At 47.2% G+C, this 21,610-nt stretch carries 17 protein-coding genes and 1 tRNA gene; 16 read left to right on the plus strand and 2 right to left on the minus strand.

The features are described from left to right. Positions 1 to 47: 47 nt before the first annotated feature. Together ABGV42_RS21720 and ABGV42_RS21725 are read right to left on the minus strand one after the other, a co-directional pair. Positions 48 to 1,286 carry a CynX/NimT family MFS transporter gene (locus ABGV42_RS21720; RefSeq protein ID WP_347383648.1) on the minus strand — a complete coding sequence of 413 codons (1,239 nt, stop codon included), beginning with the start codon at positions 1,284 to 1,286 and terminating at the stop codon, positions 48 to 50. 419 nt (positions 1,287 to 1,705) lie between these two features. Beyond that, a tRNA-Arg gene (locus ABGV42_RS21725) sits at positions 1,706 to 1,779 on the minus strand. A 326-nt stretch (positions 1,780 to 2,105) separates the two neighbouring features. On the opposite strand from ABGV42_RS21725, the gene ABGV42_RS21730 reads away from it, so the two are divergent. The 16 genes from ABGV42_RS21730 (at position 2,106) to hemB (ending at position 21,525) form a co-directional block, all read left to right on the plus strand. After that, positions 2,106 to 2,948, plus strand: coding sequence for a hypothetical protein (locus tag ABGV42_RS21730; protein ID WP_347383649.1), 843 nt, complete (start codon positions 2,106 to 2,108; stop codon positions 2,946 to 2,948). Between the two features lie 135 nt (positions 2,949 to 3,083). Next, on the plus strand, positions 3,084 to 4,424 hold the full coding sequence (tig, locus tag ABGV42_RS21735; RefSeq protein ID WP_347383650.1) for a trigger factor: 1,341 nt from the start codon (positions 3,084 to 3,086) through the stop codon (positions 4,422 to 4,424). 377 nt (positions 4,425 to 4,801) lie between these two features. Next, on the plus strand, positions 4,802 to 5,392 hold the full coding sequence (gene clpP, locus ABGV42_RS21740) for an ATP-dependent Clp endopeptidase proteolytic subunit ClpP (protein ID WP_091001992.1): 591 nt from the start codon (positions 4,802 to 4,804) through the stop codon (positions 5,390 to 5,392). 12 nt (positions 5,393 to 5,404) lie between these two features. Then, positions 5,405 to 6,658, plus strand: coding sequence for an ATP-dependent protease ATP-binding subunit ClpX (gene clpX / locus ABGV42_RS21745; protein WP_095293292.1), 1,254 nt, complete (start codon positions 5,405 to 5,407; stop codon positions 6,656 to 6,658). A 120-nt stretch (positions 6,659 to 6,778) separates the two neighbouring features. Beyond that, positions 6,779 to 7,876, plus strand: a complete 1,098-nt coding sequence (gene ispG / locus ABGV42_RS21750) for a flavodoxin-dependent (E)-4-hydroxy-3-methylbut-2-enyl-diphosphate synthase (protein WP_347383651.1) — start codon at positions 6,779 to 6,781, stop codon at positions 7,874 to 7,876. Between the two features lie 168 nt (positions 7,877 to 8,044). Further along, on the plus strand, positions 8,045 to 9,802 hold the full coding sequence (gene lonB, locus ABGV42_RS21755) for an ATP-dependent protease LonB (protein WP_347383652.1): 1,758 nt from the start codon (positions 8,045 to 8,047) through the stop codon (positions 9,800 to 9,802). 86 nt (positions 9,803 to 9,888) lie between these two features. Then, on the plus strand, positions 9,889 to 12,228 hold the full coding sequence (lon, locus tag ABGV42_RS21760; RefSeq protein WP_347383653.1) for an endopeptidase La: 2,340 nt from the start codon (positions 9,889 to 9,891) through the stop codon (positions 12,226 to 12,228). Between the two features lie 161 nt (positions 12,229 to 12,389). Continuing rightward, on the plus strand, positions 12,390 to 13,049 hold the full coding sequence (gene yihA / locus ABGV42_RS21765) for a ribosome biogenesis GTP-binding protein YihA/YsxC (RefSeq protein WP_347383654.1): 660 nt from the start codon (positions 12,390 to 12,392) through the stop codon (positions 13,047 to 13,049). A gap of 267 nt (positions 13,050 to 13,316) precedes the next feature. Beyond that, positions 13,317 to 13,904, plus strand: coding sequence for a non-ribosomal peptide synthetase module (locus ABGV42_RS21770; protein ID WP_347383655.1), 588 nt, complete (start codon positions 13,317 to 13,319; stop codon positions 13,902 to 13,904). 346 nt (positions 13,905 to 14,250) lie between these two features. After that, positions 14,251 to 14,649 (plus strand): adenosylmethionine decarboxylase, encoded by a 399-nt coding sequence (gene speD, locus ABGV42_RS21775; protein ID WP_347383656.1) that lies wholly within the window; start codon positions 14,251 to 14,253, stop codon positions 14,647 to 14,649. Positions 14,650 to 14,973: 324 nt separating this feature from the next. After that, complete coding sequence (hemA, locus tag ABGV42_RS21780; RefSeq protein WP_347383657.1) at positions 14,974 to 16,362, plus strand: glutamyl-tRNA reductase; 1,389 nt, start codon at positions 14,974 to 14,976, stop codon at positions 16,360 to 16,362. A 15-nt stretch (positions 16,363 to 16,377) separates the two neighbouring features. Next, a complete protein-coding gene (ccsA, locus tag ABGV42_RS21785) occupies positions 16,378 to 17,205 on the plus strand; it encodes a cytochrome c biogenesis protein CcsA (RefSeq protein ID WP_431523667.1) in 828 nt (275 codons plus the stop codon). Positions 17,206 to 17,210: 5 nt separating this feature from the next. Continuing rightward, complete coding sequence (locus tag ABGV42_RS21790; protein WP_347383658.1) at positions 17,211 to 17,861, plus strand: precorrin-2 dehydrogenase/sirohydrochlorin ferrochelatase family protein; 651 nt, start codon at positions 17,211 to 17,213, stop codon at positions 17,859 to 17,861. Positions 17,862 to 17,863: 2 nt separating this feature from the next. Next, positions 17,864 to 18,820, plus strand: coding sequence for a hydroxymethylbilane synthase (hemC, locus tag ABGV42_RS21795; protein ID WP_347383659.1), 957 nt, complete (start codon positions 17,864 to 17,866; stop codon positions 18,818 to 18,820). 4 nt (positions 18,821 to 18,824) lie between these two features. Beyond that, on the plus strand, positions 18,825 to 20,387 hold the full coding sequence (gene cobA / locus ABGV42_RS21800) for a uroporphyrinogen-III C-methyltransferase (RefSeq protein ID WP_347383660.1): 1,563 nt from the start codon (positions 18,825 to 18,827) through the stop codon (positions 20,385 to 20,387). A gap of 136 nt (positions 20,388 to 20,523) precedes the next feature. Further along, positions 20,524 to 21,525, plus strand: coding sequence for a porphobilinogen synthase (hemB, locus tag ABGV42_RS21805; protein ID WP_095293302.1), 1,002 nt, complete (start codon positions 20,524 to 20,526; stop codon positions 21,523 to 21,525). The last annotated feature ends 85 nt before the right edge of the window (positions 21,526 to 21,610 follow it).

The following is a 21,610-nucleotide window of genomic DNA, read 5'->3' on the forward strand; positions in this document are numbered from 1 at the left end:
TCACAAGGAGAGCAAAAACAAAAAGATCTGCACATCGAATCAAAATTTTATTTTGAATCACCAATTAATCGATTTTTACTTGCCATGATACCTGTAATCAGCAAAACGATAGCGAGTGAAACCTGCAAAAGCAATGGAATGGTCCAGCCATGAGTCCAGTCATGAATTAGTCCGAACAACAAAGGGCCTCCGGCTGCCAGCATATATCCGAACGATTGAGCCATTCCCGATAACCCTGCCGCTTGTCTCGCGTCCGCAGTACGAAGCACAAAGAACATCGTAACCAGGCCGAATGAAGCCCCGCCACCAATACCAGCGAGTACTACTCCAACCGTAACCAGTGATGAGATGCCGCTTAAGAGGAATGCATACCCCAATATGAGGCACGTACAGGTGATGGCTGTCAGCACGCGTTGATCCTTCATTCGTCCAGCCAGAATGGGGATAATGAACGTCACTGGAACGCTGACCATTTGCATCATGGACAACATCAATCCTGCGGAAGAAGGGTTAAAACCCTGAGTAGACAAAATCTCGGGCAGCCAGGTAATGGTCGAGTAAAAAATCAACGACTGTAATCCCATAAACAGCGTGATATACCAAGCGAGTGAAGAGGAGCGAAGTCGTACCGGTTTCTCGTTATTCCGGGATGCGATATAGACTTCTCCGCGGCGTCCATTACGAACGTGAGGCAGCCACAAGATAAGAGCCAGGATGGAGAGCACAGCCCACATTCCAAGGGAGGCATGCCAACCCATCGAGGTAAATCCTGCTGCCGGAACACTAATTCCCGAGGCGATGGCACCCCATATATTCATCGATACCGAATATAGGCCAGTAACCAGTCCAACTCGTAATGGGAAATCCCGTTTAATCAGACTGGGTAGTAACACATTACTCAGTGCGATTCCGCACCCGAGGATGGCCGTGCCAGCAAAAAGTGCAGGGACTGACGGCAAAAAACGCAGTGCAATGCCAAACGTTACAATAATGATAGCGGTCAGCAGAGCTGCTTCCAAACCGAATCTTTTTGCCAGCTGAGGGGCAAAGGGAGAAATTGCTGCAAAAGCAAGCAATGGCAGTGAAGTGAGCAATCCGGCCATGGTATGGCTTATCCCTGTATCGGCACGAATTAATTCAACGATAGGACCTGCCGCAGTAATCGGTGATCGCATCGTAGCTGCGATCAGGATGATGCCTGTAAGGAGAAGTCCGAGCTTCACGGACGCTGTAGAGTTATCCGCAACTGTATGATCAGGCGAATGTTGATGTAATGAGGATGGCATAGGTAAAACTCCCGTTATTTATTTTTCTAATATGTATACTTTGATACATACGTATACCAATAAGCATAACATTCGATGTCAACATCGGGCAAAGAAGCTGGATGAACATATCCCAGTACGCAAAAAAAAGCTTCCCGAAGGAAGCTTTTATTATACGTCCCAGAAGGGATACTCTCATTGCAATCGAGACTGCGAAGCGGTGCTACCGAAGATGATGCTCCGACGAACCATTGGGGTTCTCATCCCCAGTACGCAAAAAAACTTCCCAAAGGAAGTTTTTCTAAATACGTCCCAGAAGGGATACTCTCATTGCAATCGAGACTGCGAAGCGGTGCTACCGAAGATGATGCTCCGACGAACCATTGGGGTTCTCATCCCCAGTACGCAAAAAAACTTCCCAAAGGAAGTTTTTCTAAATACGTCCCAGAAGGGATTCGAACCCCCGACCGACGGCTTAGAAGGCCGTTGCTCTATCCAGCTGAGCTACTGAGACATGAAATTTTTCAAGCAAAAATGATTTTATCATAAACAATGATGAATATCAAACATTTTATTTAAATATGTTTTTCGTATATGATGTTTGGCGGCGGTAGACGTTTTTTTCATTATATTTAAGGTTATGTTAGAATATCAGGAGAACTCAGAAAATAGATCGACTTTCGTTTAATATACATCTATTTATGGTTGATTCCGACTGGAGATTGAGGATATAGAGGAGGTGCTCCTATCAAGGAATCCACGACCCCGGAAAACGAGCACAGTAACAATATTGTTCTGTTTCCTAAGACGCTGGACTATTACCAGATTCAATTAACTGTCATGCTTGAAAATGAGCGATATGGTGAAGCCATGAATCTGCTCCGCTTTTTACTGCAATGTCAGGGACAGGAAGAACGTCATTATGATGAGTGGCGGGCCTTGCTGGAGTGGCTTGAGGCTGCCTTTCCTCATTATGCGGAAGATTCCTCAATTGCCGATGATGTACAAGAAGAAGAGGAGATCAGTGAGGAAGATATGGCACGTCAGCACGCCAGGTCCAAGCTGGAGCAAGACCAGGGATACGCGGATAAGCTGCTTCGCACCGTAATGGAAGAGCCGTTATCCGAACAAACGATGCTTGCATTAGAGCAGCTCGCCTATCTTGAACTTCCGGAGATCGACGAAGCACTCAGTAGCTGGTTGACCGATAAGTCTCTTCATCCACTGTTGCAGTTCCGAGTGCTGCAAACGCTGCGACGTCGGGGCACACAGGGTTTCATCACGTTCACAAGAGGGGAAGAGCAGGTTGAAGTTGAGATTGATACGGTGCCTCTGCGTCCGGAGGATTTCCCGCTTCAGATCGTGCGTATTCTCGAGAGAGTGGCTGATCAGACGGAAGTTCACGAACCGACACTTTTTTATTTTGCACAAGAACTTTGGATTCAGTTTGTCATGGCAGTGTACGGAACACGTGACTACGAATCCATGCTTGAAGAAAATGAATCCATGACAGACATATGGGCAGCAGCACTACATATGACCGTTGCAGACAGTCTGGGAGGCTCCCACGACGAAGAAGACACCCGTTCAATGTATGCTGTAACAGGAGCGATGCGCTTCCGTCTGGAGCAGGCATACCGTTCGATGAAGCAGTTTGTTTCTGCAGGTTTGGGGGGCCAATAAGGGCCGGAAACGTTTACCTCAAACCGCATCAAGGGATTCCCCTTGAAAAAGAATGTAATCTTGTTTATACTAAAATGGTTATTTTGTACGTGATCGCCTACGTGAACATGTGAATTTTGGAGGGGAAAGTATACAATGAAAGCAACTTGGGAAAAGATAGAGAAGAACCTTGGGGTTCTTGAAGTTGAAGTTGGTGCAGATCGTGTAACTGCAGCACTCGACAAAGCTTTTAATAAAGTAGTAAAACAAGCGAACGTACCTGGATTCCGTAAAGGTAAAGTTCCACGTCCAATCTTCGAAGCTCGTTTCGGTGTAGAAAGCCTGTATCAAGAAGCAATCGACATTTTGCTTCCTGAAGCTTACACAGAAGCTATCGACCAAACAGATATTTTCCCGGTTGATCGTCCGGATGTAGATATCGAACAATTCGCTAAAGGACAAGCATTCAAGTTCAAAGCAAAAGTAACAGTGAAACCTGAAGTTACCCTGGGTGACTACAAAGGAATCGAAGTTGCTGTAGCTAAAGGCGAAGTAACAGATGCAGAAGTAACTGAAGAGCTTGAGCGTCTTCAACAACGTCACGCTGAACTCGTTGTTATCGACGAAGGTTCCGCACAAAACGGCGACGTTGCAGTTATCGACTTCGATGGTTCCGTTGATGGCGTGCCATTCGAAGGCGGACAAGCTGAGCGTTATTCCTTGGAACTGGGTTCCAACACATTTATTCCAGGATTTGAAGAGCAGGTTGTGGGTCTGTCCACAGGCGACTTCAAAGACGTAGAAGTAACTTTCCCAGAGAGCTACCACGCAGCAGAACTTGCTGGCAAACAAGCGGTATTCAAAGTGAAAGTACACGAAATCAAACGCAAACAACTGCCAGAACTGGATGATGAGTTTGCAAAAGATGTCAGCGAATTTGATACTCTGGAAGAGTACAAAGCTGATCTGAAAACACAACTCGATTCCCGCAAAGCAGATGAGTTCAAAGCAGCTCAAGAAAATGCGGTTGTAGAAAAAGTAGCAGAAAATGCTGAAGTGGACATCCCTTCTGCAATGGTTGACAGCGAAGTGCAAAACATGATGCGTGATTTTGACAACCGTCTGCGCAACCAAGGCATGAACCTGGAAATGTTCCTGAGCTTCTCCGGTCAAACACAAGCTGACCTGAGAGGACAAATGCAAGACGATGCTTCCAAACGCGTTCGCAACAACCTGGTTCTTGAAGCTGTAGGTAAAGCGGAAAATATCGAAGTATCTGACGAAGAAGTGAATCAAGAACTCGAAAAAATGGCTGAATCCTACAAGCGTCCTGCTGAAGAGATTCGTGGCATTCTTGAGAGCAATGGTTCCCTCGACAGCCTTCGCGATGAAGTTAAACTGCGCAAAACGATCGATGTTCTCGTTGAGAACAGCAAAGTTGTAGAGCCAGTTGAAGCTCCTGCTGAAGAAGCTGCTGCAGAAACTGACGAAAAATAAGACAAGCTGTGAAGTAACATACAGCTGAATAAACGATAAGGCACGTGAATCATTGCGTGCCTTATTTTTAAATTATGGCATCCATTTTATAGATGATTCAGTAATAATATGGTTGGTTATAATGTGTGGTAGGGTTGTACTGCTTCAAGCTCCTATGTACTTCATGCAAATAAAATAAAGGTTAAACGGCATAGGATTCCTTCGATTTGCACATACATAGAAAACATGGTTAAATATGATCAGGCTAAAAAGTAAACTAACTTATGCTTGACACTACTTGTGAAAAATGACATTGTCACAGGAACGTGTTAGAATGAATTTGGGTTTGCTTTACAGGTAGCCTATGTCTAATTACATGTAGAAAAGAGGTTGGTCTCATGAGTCTGGTGCCAATGGTTGTGGAACAAACCAATCGAGGCGAACGGTCTTACGATATATATTCGCGTTTGCTGAAGGATCGCATTATTTTTCTAACCAGTGCGATTGATGACGATGTAGCCAATCTTGTCATAGCACAGCTTTTATTTTTGGCAGCCGACGATCCTGAGAAGGATATCAGCTTGTACATTAATTCACCTGGTGGTTCTGTCACCGCAGGGATGGGTATATACGATACGATGCAGTATATCAAGCCGGATGTATCTACCATTTGCGTAGGGATGGCAGCAAGCATGGGTTCGTTGTTGTTAACGGCCGGTGCGCCTGGTAAACGATATGCGCTCACCAATAGCGAAGTGATGATTCACCAACCGCTTGGCGGCGTTCAGGGACAGGCTGCGGATATTAAAATCCACGCCGAATGGATTATTAAAACACGTCAGAAACTGAATCAAATATACGTCGATCGTACAGGTCAGCCCCTTGAGAAAATTGAGCGGGACACGGACCGTGACTTTTTCATGAGTGCGGAAGAAGCCAAAGCGTACGGCATTATTGACCAGGTGCTCAGCAGACCGATCAATTCCTAAAGGGGTGGTTTCATGTTTAAATTTAACGATGAGAAAGGGCAACTGAAATGCTCTTTTTGCGGTAAATCTCAAGAACAGGTGCGCAAGCTGGTCGCTGGACCAGGGGTGTACATTTGTGATGAATGTATCGAACTTTGCACCGAAATCGTTGAGGAAGAGCTCGGTCATGACGAAGAATTGGACCTCAAAGATATACCGAAACCAAAAGAAATCCGCGATATTCTGGATCAATACGTTATTGGACAGGATCAGGCGAAGAAGTCTTTGTCTGTAGCGGTTTACAATCACTATAAACGGATCAATACACAAAGCAAGATCGAGGACGTTGAATTGCAAAAGAGTAACATTTTGCTACTTGGACCTACAGGTTCCGGTAAAACGTTGCTTGCGCAAACGATGGCCAAAATCCTCAATGTTCCTTTTGCTATTGCTGATGCGACTTCATTGACTGAAGCCGGTTATGTCGGCGAAGACGTAGAGAACATTCTGCTCAAGCTGATTCAGGCTGCTGACTATGATGTGGAAAAAGCAGAGCGCGGTATCATTTATATCGATGAAATTGATAAAGTAGCCCGTAAATCCGAGAACCCGTCCATTACACGTGACGTATCGGGTGAAGGGGTACAACAAGCATTGCTGAAAATCCTGGAAGGAACGGTTGCTTCTGTACCACCACAAGGTGGTCGTAAGCATCCACATCAGGAATTCATCCAAATTGATACAACGAATATCCTGTTCATTTGTGGCGGTGCCTTTGATGGTCTGGAGCAAATGATCAAACGCCGGATCGGTAAAAAAGTCATTGGCTTCAACACCGTTGCGGAACAAAAAGACCTCAAACCGGGCGAATACCTGGGTATGGTCCTGCCGGAAGACTTGCTGAAATTCGGTCTGATTCCGGAATTTGTAGGCCGTCTCCCAGTAATCTCCACATTGGAGCCACTGGATGAGGATACACTGGTACGGATTCTTTCCGAACCAAAAAACGCGCTTACCAAGCAGTATCAAAAATTGCTTGAACTGGACAATGTGAATCTGGTGTTTGAACCAGGTGCATTGCTCGCGATTGCGAAAGAAGCAATCAAACGTAACACAGGTGCGCGTGGATTGCGTGCCATCATTGAAGGCATTATGCTTGAAATCATGTATGAAGTGCCTTCACGTGAAGATGTTACGAACTGTGTGATTACCGAAGAAGTCGTTGAGAAAAGAGTCGTGCCTGAATTGGGCCAATCGAAGGACGATAAGCAGGAAGAAAGTGCCTAACTAAGGTGAAATTCCTGCTCAGCTCTGAAATATAGACTTGTCAGTTCTCCACTTTGGCAGAAGGCGAATTCATGTCTCTGTCAGGGTGGAGCTTTGACGTTGTGGGGAGAGAAATCACTCATGTATTTAAGACAAGATACACGTCCCGTAAAAGTAGGGAATATAACGATTGGTGGCAGCAACGAGGTCATTATCCAGAGTATGTGTACTACAAAAACGGCAGACGTTGAGGCGACCGTTGCGGAAATTCTGCGACTGGAAGAAGCAGGATGCCAAATAGTACGTGTAACAGTGAATAATGAGGAAGCTGCCGCAGCCATTAAGGAAATCAAGAAACGCATCAACATTCCGCTTGTAGCAGACATTCACTTTAACTATAAACTGGCGCTTCTTGCGATTGAGAACGGCATCGATAAAGTTCGGATCAATCCAGGAAACATCGGTAAACGTTCGAAAGTGGAAGAAGTCGTGAAAGCATGTAAAGAACGTGGTATTCCGATTCGGATCGGGGTTAACGCGGGTTCACTTGAAAACCATTTGCTTGAGAAGTACGGATACCCAACTGCTGATGCTATGGTAGAAAGTGCATTGTATCACATAGGTATTCTGGAAGAACTGGATTTCCATGATATTATCGTTTCGCTGAAAGCATCGGACGTACCGATGGCGATTGAAGCGTATTCCAAGGCGGCTCAGATCATTAAATATCCGCTGCACCTTGGGATTACGGAAGCAGGGACACTGTTCTCGGGAACGATCAAGAGCTCCGCAGGTATGGGTGCTCTGCTATCCATGGGTATTGGTTCGACGATGCGGATCTCGCTCAGCGCAGACCCGGTGGAAGAAATCAAGGTTGCCCGTGATCTGCTCAAAACCTTTGGGCTCATTTCGAATGCTGCCACGTTGATTTCTTGCCCCACTTGCGGTCGTCTGGACATTGATCTCTTCTCCATTGCCAATGAGGTGGAAGAGTATATCTCCAAACTCAAGGTACCGATCAAGGTGTCTGTACTGGGATGTGCGGTGAATGGTCCAGGTGAGGCCAAAGAAGCGGATATCGGGATTGCCGGTGCTCGTGGAGAAGGTCTATTGTTCCGCCACGGTAAGATGATCCGTAAAGTTCCTGAAGAAATCATGGTAGAAGAATTGAAAAAGGAAATCGATAAAATCGTCGAAACCTATGAAACGACAGGAGTAATTCCTGGACGCTCGCACTGATTGATTCATATATGCTTAGCAGGGAGCCCGTCAGCAATGACGGGCTCTTGGTGTCTTAACATCCATAAATTCTGACTGGACCGTTTACCTGTTGGTGAAACGGCTATACTACCATGTATTAGTATGATTCCGTAGGGAACAGTCAGAAGAACAGGAGGATGTTGAGATATGGGTGATTTAGGCATGGTCTTCATGTTGATACAGTTATTTTTCGGTGTGGTGATTGGTTTGTATTTCTGGAATCTGCTTCGGGGCCAGAAAACCAATCGCAGTGCCGTCGAGCGTGAGTCTCGTAAAGAGCTGGAGAAGCTGCGCAAATTGCGTTCAATTTCACTCACAAAACCACTCGCAGAGAAGACGCGGCCAGCTAGCATCAATGATATCGTGGGGCAAAAGGATGGTTTGCGTGCTCTCAAGGCTGCCCTGTGCAGTGCGAATCCGCAGCATGTCATCATTTATGGGCCTCCCGGGGTTGGGAAGACAGCGGCTGCCAGGGTGGTCTTGGAAGAAGCCAAAAAAAATCCATCATCACCGTTCAAGCCAGATGCCAAGTTTACGGAGCTGGATGCGACAACTGCCCGTTTTGACGAGCGCGGGATTGCCGATCCCTTAATCGGTTCGGTCCATGATCCGATATATCAGGGAGCAGGTGCCATGGGGGTTGCAGGTATTCCTCAACCGAAACCGGGAGCCGTGACCAAAGCACATGGCGGCATGTTGTTTATTGATGAAATCGGTGAATTGCATTCCATTCAAATGAATAAATTACTCAAAGTGCTGGAGGATCGCAAGGTCTTTTTGGAAAGTGCGTACTATAACTCGGAAGACACGCATACTCCTGCTTATATCCACGATATTTTTCAAAATGGCCTGCCGGCCGATTTCCGCCTTGTCGGAGCGACGACACGTTCGCCTCATGAGCTGCCTCCAGCGCTGCGTTCACGTTGTATGGAAGTATATTTCCGACCATTGTTGCCGGAAGAGATCGGGAAAATTGCGGAGGACGCTGTGCAGAAGATCGGCTTCAATCCTTGCCCGGATGCCGTTGAAGTGGTCAAGCGATATGCCACGAATGGACGCGAGGCGGTAAATATTATTCAGCTGGCTGCCGGACTGGCACTCACTGAAAAAAGGGAAACCCTGCAAGCCTCGGATGTCGAGTGGGTGGCTGGCAGCAGCCAAATTCAGCCGCGTCCGGATCGCAAGGTGCCTCAGCAGCCGCAGGTCGGTTTTGTGAATGGCTTGGCCGTATATGGTCCGAATATGGGCACGATACTTGAGATCGAAGTGTCTGCAGTGCCTGCGCTCAAAGATCAGGGCCGGATCAATATTACGGGAGTTGTGGATGAGGAAGAGATTGGAGGCGGTTCGCGTACACTCCGGAGAAAAAGCATGGCTAAAGGTTCGGTTGAAAATGTGATAACCGTGTTAAAAGCCATGGGTTTTCGTCCAAATGACTATGATTTGCATATCAACTTCCCGGGAGGAACACCAATTGATGGTCCATCGGCTGGTATTGCCATGGCCACAGCGATTGCCTCTGCTATTGAGGGACGTCCTATTGATCATGAGACCGCGATGACTGGGGAGATCAGCATTCATGGCCGGGTGAAGCCAATTGGAGGCGTGCTAGCCAAAGTAGAGGCTGCTTTTCAGGCAGGAGCCAAAACCGTTATTATTCCCGCCGAAAACTGGCAGTCCATATTTGAGAATCTGGATGGATTACGCGTCATTCCGGTAGATACGGTACAGGATGTTTTTCGTGAAGTATTTGCCTGGGTGCCTGATTCGGGGCAGGCTGAGCAATTGAAGCACGCAGATGAGCCAGCAGCACCCGCTGCAGAGATTTTCCCTCCAGCATCTGCTTCATTCTTACGTGCAGACCTGACCCGTCCGGGACAGGTTACTGATTCGGGAAGCTGCTAAGCGCTTCCCTTCATTGGTTTTTTATGTGAACATTTGATAGAATAATGAATGACTACAACCTGAGAGCCATTGGAGGTGCGAAAGCGATGGGACCGAGCAAAGCGAAAGGTCGTCGTTTTCCTTTACTGCCTTTAAGAGGACTTCTCGTCTACCCGAGTATGGTACTGCATCTCGATGTGGGCCGGGAGAAATCGGTCAAGGCTTTAGAAAAAGCGATGGTAGAAGAACATTTGATTCTCCTATGTTCCCAAGCCGAGGTTAACATTGAAGAACCGACACAAGAAGACATTTTCAGAATCGGAACCGTAGCCAAGGTTAGACAAATGCTGAAGCTTCCAAACGGAACGATTCGTGTTCTCGTGGAGGGCTTGGAACGGGCTGAAATCATTGAATATACGGACAACGAGGAATATTACGAAGTACTGGCACAGGAACTGCCTGAAGAGGAGAACAATCATCCAGAGACGGATGCACTGATGCGCACAGTTCTGAACCAGTTCGAAAATTATATTAATCTGTCCAAAAAGGTAACACCCGAGACACTTGCTGCTGTGTCCGATATTGAAGAACCGGGCCGACTGGCAGATGTGATCACGAGTCACCTGTCCTTGAAAATCAAAGATAAACAAGAGATTCTGGAGACCATCGATGTTCGTGAACGTCTGGAGAAACTTCTCGACATTCTCAATAATGAACGGGAAGTGCTGGAGCTTGAACGCAAAATCAGCCAGCGTGTGAAGAAACAGATGGAGAAAACCCAAAAGGAATATTATTTGCGCGAGCAAATGAAGGCCATTCAAAAAGAACTCGGTGAAAAGGAAGGCCGTGCGGGCGAGGTTGAGGAACTCCGTAACCAGATGGAGACTCTCGGCCTGCCGGACAAGGTCAAGGAGAAGATCGAGAAAGAGATTGACCGACTGGAGAAAATGCCTGCCAGCTCCGCTGAGGGCGGGGTCATTCGCAACTATGTGGATTGGCTGCTGGCTCTGCCTTGGAGCGAGATGACAGATGATGATCTGGATATTCAAAAAGCCGAAGATGTGCTGAATGCCGATCATTATGGTTTGGAAAAACCGAAAGAGCGTGTGCTTGAATATTTGGCCGTCCAGAAGCTGGTCAAAAAACTTAAAGGGCCTATTCTCTGTCTGGTTGGTCCACCAGGGGTGGGGAAAACCTCACTTGCCCGTTCGATTGCAAGATCGCTGGGTCGGGAGTTTGTAAGAATCTCCCTCGGTGGCGTGCGGGATGAAGCAGAGATTCGTGGACACCGCCGTACGTATGTAGGTGCCATGCCGGGCCGCATCATTCAGGGAATGAAAACGGCGGGTTCACTTAACCCCGTCTTCCTGCTGGACGAGATCGACAAAATGGCTTCTGACTTCCGCGGGGACCCTTCTGCAGCGCTGCTTGAGGTACTTGATCCTGAACAAAACAGTACGTTCAGCGATCACTTTGTGGAACTGCCTTTTGACTTATCCAACGTCATGTTCGTTACAACTGCCAATACGGTGCACAACATTCCTCGTCCGCTGCTCGACCGGATGGAAATGCTCAATATTCCTGGGTATACGGAGATCGAGAAACTGCAAATTGCCAAAAACTACCTGCTGCCGAAGCAGAAGCGTGATCATGGTCTGGAAGAGGAGCAGCTGGAGATTGGCGACGACAGCCTGCTGCGTGTCATTCGTGAATATACCCGCGAGTCCGGCGTACGGAATCTGGAACAGCAGATGGCTTCGCTATGCCGAAAAGCGGCTAAAAATATCGTATCGGGCGTGGAAGGTCAGATCAATATTACGCCGGATGAAATCAAGGACTATCTTGGACCTGGCAAGTTCCGTTACGGCATGGCCGAACTGGAGGATCAGATCGGTACCGTAACCGGGCTTGCTTGGACCGAAGTTGGCGGAGATACGCTGGTTATTGAGGTCACGGTTGTGCCTGGAACAGGAAAACTGACACTGACGGGTAAACTGGGCGATGTGATGAAAGAGTCTGCACAGGCTGCATTCAGTTATACCCGCTCCAAAGCGGCTCAGTTAGGCATTCCAGCTGACTTCCATGAGAAGAATGATATCCATATCCATGTACCTGAGGGAGCTATTCCTAAGGATGGACCGTCTGCAGGGATTACGATGGCTACAGCTTTAATTTCTGCGTTGACAAATAAACATGTCTCTAAAGACATTGCGATGACAGGTGAGATCACACTGCGTGGTCGCGTACTGCCTATCGGTGGTCTGAAGGAAAAATCACTGGCAGCACATCGCGCTGGTTACAAAAAAATATTATTGCCCAAGGATAACGAACGGGACCTGCGGGACATTCCGGACAGCATCAAGGAAGATGTGGAATTTGTTCCAGTAGCCCATATGGATCAGGTGCTGCAGCATGCACTCGTGGAACAGACAGGAATTCACCTGTAGATCCGGTTAACCAAGGGAGCGTATGAAGAATGAACCGTTCTGCGGAGGCTTCGGCGTCCGCTGGAACGGTTTTTTTGGTATGATAGAACAATGATCCAAGGCATAATACCTTCATCAGCTTCTAATGAAAGCACAAGAGATCCAGAGAGGACAGATATATTATGAAAGTAAATCAATCCGAATTTATTATCAGTGCCGTTCGGCCTGAACAATATCCCGATGATGGCCTGCCGGAGATTGCTTTGGCCGGACGCTCAAACGTGGGCAAATCATCCCTGATTAATCGTTTGATTAACCGCAAAAATCTGGCACGTACCAGTTCAACACCTGGTAAAACTCAGCAACTGAACTATTATAAAATTAACCAGGATTTATACTTCGTCGATTTCCCGGGTTATGGCTACGCCAAAGTCTCCAAAGAGCAGCGCTTTGCCTGGGGTAAAATGATGGAGAAATACCTGCTCGGACGCAAGGAATTGAAACTTGTTATGCAGATGGTGGATATGAGACATGAACCATCTAAGGATGACAAGATGATGAATGAATGGCTTCGCCATCACGGATTGCCTTTGGTTTTAGTCGCAACCAAAATGGACAAGATTCCAAAAACACGCAGAGCCAAACATATCAAAGTCATCAAGCAAGCGCTGGATTTACGTCCGGGGGATCTGTTTGTACCCTTTTCATCAGAAGAAGGATTGGGTAAAGAAGAGTTATGGGACATCATCACTCGCCATGCCCGCATAGATAAATATGCACCAGAAGTACTGGATGCAGAAAGTAATCCAGAAGAGGATGAAAACACCGAAATTCACGGATGATATAGAGATTGTGCCATGTCAATGCGGAAAAGTGAGTAACCTGTGTGATTTATGATTGAATCATCAATTAAACCGTATTTTTATGGAATTTCATGAGAATTTATCGTTTCGTTCTGAAGCATATTGGTTTCGCGGTGGTGTATAATGAATATAGGTGCACTCATGCCACAGGACCCAAAATACCGGCTTTGCCGGCCTGAAGAATTTTGAGATGACTGCCCATGAGCAGGAAGGCAAAACAATCGGGAAAGAATTGAGGAGATTTGTATGGCTCAGCGGTTAGCCACAGAGTATGTTAAAGCCACTTTTAAATTGTCAGAACCCCAGATGCATCAGTTTTTGCGCATGTCAGACGATGGCCGGATTCATCACCGGGTTAAGGTGCTTGATAACGGTTGTCAGGAAATTGTACTTGCGGATGTGAGTGGAGAGGAAGTTCATTTTCCTTTTGACCGTCAGAAAGGGTTTTACATCTGTGAGTTGTCTTGCCGTCTGGTAAACCATCATTTGACCAACGTTGTCCGGAAACTCTTTATGACCTTTAAGGGAGACGGCGTTGTTCATCGGATTTATGAAGAATTCACCATGACGTATGTTTATGCCCAAGGCTCTGTTCGTAAAATTGTAGAGCAAAACGGGGAAAATACCCGCCTGATTTATGAATACAAAAACACAGTGCTCGAATTGCAGCGTCTGTTCCAGGCTCGGGATGTTGAGCGTGAAATTAACCGATTATATGCAGAGGTGGACACACTTCTGGATACCAGGATTCATACATCAGTTCCTGAAGAGCTTCATCAGATTGATGCAAGGCTTGCTCAGCATCAAAAACGGCTCTTTGAGCTTGAAGCTTAATAACCTGGAGATACCAGTTAAGCCGATATAAATGCTTTAAATGTTTTATCCATCCCCTCATCGATTCTGATCACAGGCCCTAGCCGGTTCAGTATCCGAAGGGGATTTTTTTGTTGAAGGATGCGTTCATTTTGGCTGGCAATCATTTATTTTTTTAACTGTAAAAAAAGGGTTGCATTCCTTTAAAATAGATGTTATTTTTATTCTCGTTGAAAAGAATATAGGAACCAGGATTCACTCAGGACATTATATGTTGCGAGAGGCTTTCCCTCGGGAAGTGAATGACGTAGGTCCTAGCGGATGAAATTTTTCAAACATTTTATTCCTAGGAAGGGGGAACCGAAGGATGGAATATTCAACTTTCGGAAGACACGTTGCTGTTGATGTTTGGGGTGTCGACTTTGATCTACTGAACAGTGCGGAGTATTTGCAAGCCCAACTGGTTGAAGCTGCAGAGGCATGTGGTGCGACAGTGATGTCCGTGCAATCCAAGCAGTTTGAACCACAAGGAGCAACAGTGCTCGTACTATTGTCAGAGAGCCATCTCTCCATTCATACGTATCCTGAGAGAGGGTTTGCGGCGATTGACTGCTACACTTGCGGCGAGACGGTAGACCCGCAGCTGGCCATTGACTACCTGGTATCCGTTTTGAAACCGGAGAAAACGTACGCGAAGAAATTGGTGCGTGGATTAGGCGAACTGCAAGTCGTAACACCGGAAATGAAGCCCGTCGAACTGGTCTAATTGATTTAGATAAACATGAACAATGTTCACATATTGGGATGGATTTCAATCATCCCTGAATTTAAAATAGTCATGGAATTATTCCATGACTATTTGTTTTAATATTCGAAGAAATGGATTTAAACGAATAACGGTGAAGATTGGTGAGACACTACAATAAATGACAATGCATAGGATGAACTACATGGGGATTTCATAAACATTTCATAAAAATGGCCCGGTCACGGACATGATGTGTGATATAATTAACCATGTCCAGCATAAATGGATGGAGATATGTAGAAAACACTTTGATTGGAAATTTATTAGGCAGGTGAACTTGCAATGCACATCGTTGTAGTTGGTTTGAATTATCGCACGGCGCCTGTAGAGGTTAGGGAACGATTCACATTTGCAGAAAAGGACTTGTCTGAAGCGCTGCAGCAGCTCAAGCTGACCAAGAGTGTATTGGAAGGTGTAATCGTAGCCACATGTAACCGTACCGAGTTGTATGTTGTGGTAGACCGTCTTCACATGTGTGGTTATTTTATTCGTACGTTTATGGAACAATGGTTTAATGTTCCGCGGGAAGAATTTACGCAACACTTATATATATATGAAGATGATCAAGCCATTCGCCATTTGTTCCGTGTCATTTGCGGGCTGGATTCAATGGTGATCGGTGAAACACAGATTCTTGGACAGGTGAAGCAGGCCTTTTTCACTGCTCAAGAGGAGAAATCGACAGGCACCTGGTTTAACATGTTGTTCAAACAGGCAGTAACTTTGGGCAAGAGAGCACATTCGGAGACTTCCATTGGAGAAAGTGCGGTCTCGGTCAGTTACGCAGCGGTTGAACTGGGGAAACGTATTTTTGGCATGTTTACGGACAAGAAGGTTCTCATTCTTGGAGCAGGCAAGATGAGCGAATTGACGGTTAAGCATCTGTACGCCAATGGAGCCTCAGAGGTCATTGTAGCGAACAGGACACTTGCAAGGGCTCAGGAGCTCGCTGCCAAGTTCAGGGGAACCCCTTGCACGATGGAGCAAGCTTTGGAGAGACTGAGTGAGGTTGATATTGTCATCAGCTCGACGGGCGCGGACCGATATGTTCTGGATGCTTCGGTTGTTCGAGAGAGCATGAAGCGCCGTCAATCACGCCCATTATTCCTGATTGATATTGCGGTTCCTCGGGATATTGATCCGGCCATCGGAGAGTTATCCAACGTATTCCTCTATGATATTGATGATCTGGAAGGGATCGTGGAAAGCAATCTGGAGATGCGCAAGGTGGAAGCGGCCAAAATCGAAAAGATGATTGAACTGGAGATGGAAGACTACTATCACTGGCTCAAAACATTGGGTGTTCGCCCGGTGATTCGGGCATTGCAGGAGAAAGGAGCTTCCATTCATGAAGATACGATGGAGAGTCTCTTTAATAAACTGCCTGAATTGGACGAACATCAGCGTAAGGTTATCCGACGTTTAACCAAAAGCATCGTGAATCAGATGACGACTGATCCGATTAACCGGATCAAGGAAATGGCGGGCGGCAAGCATGGAGATGAAGCTCTGCGCATGTTCACCCAAATTTTTGCCTTGGAGGATGCAGTGGAGACGGCCGCAGAAAAAGTAAACCAAAGCGATGCCTCGGCCTTGGGGAAACCGGCCGCCGTTCATCTTAAAGACAACCGGCAAGACGCTATGCCGGCTTATGCTCCGGCTAGTGTATAAGGGCGGGTGAACAGCTTGACCCTTGCTGAACAAATCTATGAAGCTCTGATCTATATGTATGCCCTGAGCCTTCTGTTCTATTTCTCGGACTGCATTCGACGGAATGCGGGGGCGAAGCGAACGGGCACAGGGTTTCTTGTTGTTGTCTGGCTGCTTCAGGTCGTTCATGTAATTTTGCGTATGTGGACCGAGGGCCATTTTCCGATCTATACCACTTTTGATTTCCTGTTCATTTTCTCGTTTAGTATCGTATTGATGTCTCTTGGGATGATACGTGTCCAGCGTTCGGAATTTGTCATCCTGCTATTAAATATCGTTGGTTTCTCCGTTACTGTACTGAATCGATTGTGGTTCACGGCTGGGGAGATATCGCTGCATAACTGGCAGACCGTTCACGGGCTGCTGATCATGCATATCACGCTGGCAAATTTGGGTTTTGCAGCCCTCACGGTAGCTGCTGTGTTCGCGATGTTGTATCTGTTCCTACACCGCAAATTGAAAAACAAAAAATGGAATGATACGATGCGGCGGATGCCGAGTCTTGAAGTCATTGGCAAGTACATGGATGGCGCAACACTGATTGGAACACCGCTACTTGGTGTCTCCGTGGTGCTGGCCGTTCTATCCATTGTCGCTGAGACCAGGTGGTATCTGCTTTTGGATCTGAAAGTCATTGCAACAGGTCTCGCTATCGCGATCTACATCGGTTATTTCGTTTCCAAGCATAGAAAGCAGTTTTCCAACATTATTATGGCAAGATGGACATTGATTGGATATGGTTTTGTCATTATAAGCTTTTTATCCAATGCGTATTCAGCGTTTCATCGTTGGACAGGAGAGTGAAGACCATGGATTGCTATACGCCGTTATATGTAAATACTTCAGGCAAAACCTGCTGCGTGATTGGGGGCGGACGAGTCGCCGAACGCAAGATTAAAGGTTTGCTTCACGCCGAAGCGCATATTAAGGTAATTAGTCCGGAAATCACATCGGAGCTGAAACAACTGCATCAGGATTCCCGAATTGAGTGGATAGCCCGGTCCTACCGCAAAGGTGATTTGCGGGGGGCCTTTCTCGTATATGCAGCAACGGATCACGTTGAAGTCAACGCATTGGTAGTACAGGAAGCGAGCGATGCGGGCATACTGGTCAATGATGCGATGTCTTCCGAGAACAGTGCTTTTATTACCCCCAGTGTGGTTAGGCGTGGAAGATTGAGCATTGCCATCTCAACGGCTGGAGCAGGACCGGCAGCAGCTGCAGAGATTCGGTCTACACTGGAGCAACAATTTGGTGAAGAATACGAGACATATATTGAATTTTTGCATCAGATGAGGATTCAAGTGAAGGCACGTGTATCGTCTTCGCGTGAGCGAAGCATCTTACTGCGGCGATTGACTGAAATGAATGTACTGGAGGACATCCGTGCAGGGCAATTTCAGTGGTGGACAGAAGAAGAAATCGGGAACTGGATATCCCGTAATCAGGAGGAGCTGTAGACATGCGTACAATTAAAGTGGGAAGCAGACAAAGCGCACTTGCTTTGACACAGACAGGCCATGTAATTCAGGATTTACGCAGTATTTGTGAGCGGGAAGGTTTAGCATTTGACTTTGAAGTACATAAGATCGTTACGAAGGGAGACTTAATCCTCGATGTAACGTTATCCAAAGTCGGTGGCAAAGGACTGTTTGTCAAAGAGATTGAACAGGCGATGTTGGATCATACCATTGATATGGCCGTGCACAGCATGAAGGATATGCCGTCTGAATTGCCGGAAGGATTAATCAACGGCGCTGTTCCACGCCGTGCAGATCCGCGTGATGCACTGATTTCCAATGGAGGTCTCACTTTGGATCAATTGCCGGAAGGAGCGAGAGTGGGGACAAGCAGCCTCCGTCGTTCCAGTCAGTTGAAGGCATACCGCCCGGATCTGCAGCTTGAATCCCTGCGTGGTAACATCGATTCACGTCTTCGCAAGCTGGAGACTGAGGGTCTCGATGCTATTATTTTGGCTGCTGCAGGGTTATATCGAATGGGCTGGCAGGATCGGATTACCGAGTATCTGTCCGAAGAGGCTTGTCTTCCTGCGGTAGGTCAGGGTGCACTGGGTATTGAATGCCGTGAGGATGACGCGGAGCTGCTTCATCTGTTGAAGCTGTATAATGATCCGGAGACCGCTTCTCCCGTTTTGGCAGAACGTCGCTTCCTCAGCGTGTTGAATGGGGGATGCCAGGTTCCTATCGGTGCTCATGCTGTCTGGAATCGTCAGCAAGATACCGATTCCCCGAATGGGCAAAACACGTTACAATTAACGGGTATGGTCGGCACGCCGGATGGCGGACTGATTCTGAAGGAAGCTCTGACCGGCACAGATCCGGTACGTCTTGGAGAAGAAGTGGCTTGGAGATTGATTGAACGGGGAGCAGAGCAGATACTGGCAGAAGTTAGGGGATGAGGACATGGTGGGAAAGGTCTTTTTGGTAGGAGCAGGTCCAGGGGATGCGAAGCTGATAACGGTAAAAGGATGGGAGTCCATCGGCAAAGCGGATGCTGTAGTCTATGATCGTTTGGCCAGTCCGAGATTGTTAAAGCAGATGAAGCCTGGCGCAGTGAAGATATACGTAGGCAAGCGGCCTGACCGGCACACGATGAAACAGGAAGAGATCAATCAACTATTGGTGGATCTGGCCCTTGAAGGGAAAGTGGTTGTCCGGCTGAAGGGCGGGGATCCGACGATATTTGGACGCGTGGGCGAAGAGGCAGACCTGCTACGCAAAAACGACGTTCCTTTTGAAATCGTGCCAGGCGTTACCGCAGCCATAAGTGTGCCTGCTTATGCCGGAATACCGGTGACCCATCGCGACTATGCATCATCCATATCCATTATTACGGGGCATGAAAGCCCGGACAAGCTGGATCGCAGCATTCATTGGGATAAAGTGACGAACGCAACGGGAACACTGGTATTTATGATGGGTGTAGCCAAAATCGGCTATATCAGTGAACAGCTCATCCGTCATGGCCGTCCGGCACAGACACCTGTCGCATTGGTTCGTTGGGGAACAAGAGCGGAACAGGATACCCTTGTGGGTACGCTTGAAAATATAGAAGCCAAGGTCATTGCTGCCAATTTCCAACCGCCTGCAGTCATTGTAGTTGGTGATGTGGTGAACCAGCGTGAGCAATTGAAGTGGGCCGAGGCACTGCCGTTATTCGGCAAACGAATTCTGGTGACGCGGGCTCGCAGTCAGGCGAGCGAACTGGTGAATCGCATCGAGGAACTTGGCGGAGAGCCGTATGAGTTTCCGGTTATTGAGACTCTTATGCCTTCGAGTGAAACAGCCAAACAAAGCGTCAAAAATGCCTTCGATGCGTTAAAGACATTTGACTGGGTATTTTTCACGAGCGTAAACGGCGTGGAGTTTTTCTTCCGTCATCTGGAGGATCAAGGCAGGGACATCCGGGCGATCCATCAAGCAAGAGTCGCCGCGGTAGGACCTTCAACTGCTGAGGCCCTGCGCAAGCACGGTATTATTGCCGAAGTGGTCAAAGGACCTTTTCAGCAGGAAGGCATGCTGGAAGCTTTTGAAAGTGAACTGAAAGAAGGTCAGAAAGTGCTGCTTCCCCACGGGGACTTGGCGCGATCCTGGTTGCCTGATCAGTTAAAGGAACGTGGACTCGAAGTCACGGAAGCGATCATCTATGACACCGTACTAGCGGGCGAGGATGATGACGAACTACTGAAGCTGCTGGAAGAAGGCGGAATTCACGCGGTAACGTTCACCAGTTCTTCGACGGTTACTAATTTTATGGAGATGCTTAAACGCATGGGACTCCAAGATCCATTACCTTTGTTAAAGAATGTCGAGGTTGCTTGCATCGGGCCAGTGACTGCCAAGACGGCAGAAGCAGCTGGGATGAAGGTGACACTGATGGCTGCAGAAGCAACGATCGAAAGTATGATCTCTGCACTGTGCGAGTGGAAACGGAAGCCTTCTCCAGAAGGGGCTATGCCTCGTTGATTGCAGGAATTATATGTTATTGTAATAGATCGTATCCATATACAAAAATGCAGATTGATGAAGCGTGCTGAATTCGTAAGGATACCGGCGCGCTTCCCTTTTTGCTCTACTTTACTTTCAGAGAGGATGTATCTATATGAGTTTTCCAATTGTACGACACCGTCGCTTACGGCAATCCGCAGGTATCCGCAACATGGTCAGAGAGACTCATCTGACAGTGGATGATTTTATCCAGCCGATTTATGTAACTTACGGTGAAAACGTAAAATCCGAAATCAAATCCATGCCAGGCGTATTCCGTTTTTCCCTTGACCGTCTGCAAGAAGAGGTAAAAGAGATTGCTGATCTTGGAATTCCGGCCGTGTTGTTGTTCGGTATTCCTGAGACAAAGGATAGTATTGGTTCTTCTGGTTTCGCTGAAGATGGTATTGTGCAGGAAGCAACGAAATTGATTAAGTCCTGGTATCCCGACCTGCTGGTTGTGGCCGATACCTGTCTGTGTGAATTTACGGATCACGGCCACTGCGGTATGGTGCATACCGTTGAAGTAGACGGGCATATCTGCGGAGATGTTCTGAATGATGAATCGCTGGATCTGCTTGTGAAAACAGCTGTATCCCAAGCCAAAGCAGGCGCGGATATTATTGCCCCATCCAATATGATGGATGGATTCGTCCAGGCCATACGGGCCGGACTGGATGAAAATGGCTTCAGCCATATTCCAATCATGTCATACTCCGTTAAGTATGCATCTGCTTTTTATGGTCCTTTCCGTGAAGCAGCGGATTCCACGCCGCAGTTCGGAGATCGCAAATCGTATCAGATGGACCCGGCCAATGCCCGCGAGGCACTGCGCGAAGCCGAAACGGATGTGCTGGAAGGAGCAGACATGCTGATGGTAAAACCGTCACTCTCCTATCTGGATGTGATGCGTACGATCAAAGATCAATTTGACCTTCCGCTTGTGGCCTATAATGTAAGTGGGGAGTACGCCATGGTGAAGGCAGCAGCAATGCAGGGTTGGATTGATGAGAAAAAGGTCGCCATGGAAATTCTGCTCAGCATGAAACGCGCGGGTGCCGACATGATTATTACGTATTACGGAAAAGACGCTTCCCGCTGGTTGGCTGAAAAATAATAGTTCGCTGTATCCCCTATACGTTTGCTAAGAGAGTCGATATAGAAATATAAATATGTACCAAGGCCCTGCATGACCCTAGAAT

This window comes from Paenibacillus pabuli (assembly GCF_039831995.1).
In the GTDB taxonomy this organism is placed as follows: Bacteria; Bacillota; Bacilli; order Paenibacillales; family Paenibacillaceae; genus Paenibacillus; species Paenibacillus pabuli_C.

What these genes read in the sequence shown, in the direction of transcription:
- tig (WP_347383650.1), top strand. Translation starts at nt 3,084, where the DNA reads ATGAAAGCAACTTGGGAAAAGATAGAGAAGAACCTTGGGGTTCTTGAA.
- hemB (WP_095293302.1), top strand. Translation starts at nt 20,524, where the DNA reads ATGAGTTTTCCAATTGTACGACACCGTCGCTTACGGCAATCCGCAGGT.
- ispG (WP_347383651.1), top strand. Translation starts at nt 6,779, where the DNA reads ATGTATTTAAGACAAGATACACGTCCCGTAAAAGTAGGGAATATAACG.
- cobA (WP_347383660.1), top strand. Translation starts at nt 18,825, where the DNA reads ATGGTGGGAAAGGTCTTTTTGGTAGGAGCAGGTCCAGGGGATGCGAAG.
- clpX (WP_095293292.1), top strand. Translation starts at nt 5,405, where the DNA reads ATGTTTAAATTTAACGATGAGAAAGGGCAACTGAAATGCTCTTTTTGC.
- ABGV42_RS21770 (WP_347383655.1), top strand. Translation starts at nt 13,317, where the DNA reads ATGGCTCAGCGGTTAGCCACAGAGTATGTTAAAGCCACTTTTAAATTG.
- hemC (WP_347383659.1), top strand. Translation starts at nt 17,864, where the DNA reads ATGCGTACAATTAAAGTGGGAAGCAGACAAAGCGCACTTGCTTTGACA.
- clpP (WP_091001992.1), top strand. Translation starts at nt 4,802, where the DNA reads ATGAGTCTGGTGCCAATGGTTGTGGAACAAACCAATCGAGGCGAACGG.
- lonB (WP_347383652.1), top strand. Translation starts at nt 8,045, where the DNA reads ATGGGTGATTTAGGCATGGTCTTCATGTTGATACAGTTATTTTTCGGT.
- speD (WP_347383656.1), top strand. Translation starts at nt 14,251, where the DNA reads ATGGAATATTCAACTTTCGGAAGACACGTTGCTGTTGATGTTTGGGGT.
- ABGV42_RS21790 (WP_347383658.1), top strand. Translation starts at nt 17,211, where the DNA reads ATGGATTGCTATACGCCGTTATATGTAAATACTTCAGGCAAAACCTGC.
- lon (WP_347383653.1), top strand. Translation starts at nt 9,889, where the DNA reads ATGGGACCGAGCAAAGCGAAAGGTCGTCGTTTTCCTTTACTGCCTTTA.
- ABGV42_RS21720 (WP_347383648.1), bottom strand. Translation starts at nt 1,286, where the DNA reads ATGCCATCCTCATTACATCAACATTCGCCTGATCATACAGTTGCGGAT.
- ABGV42_RS21730 (WP_347383649.1), top strand. Translation starts at nt 2,106, where the DNA reads ATGCTTGAAAATGAGCGATATGGTGAAGCCATGAATCTGCTCCGCTTT.
- hemA (WP_347383657.1), top strand. Translation starts at nt 14,974, where the DNA reads ATGCACATCGTTGTAGTTGGTTTGAATTATCGCACGGCGCCTGTAGAG.
- yihA (WP_347383654.1), top strand. Translation starts at nt 12,390, where the DNA reads ATGAAAGTAAATCAATCCGAATTTATTATCAGTGCCGTTCGGCCTGAA.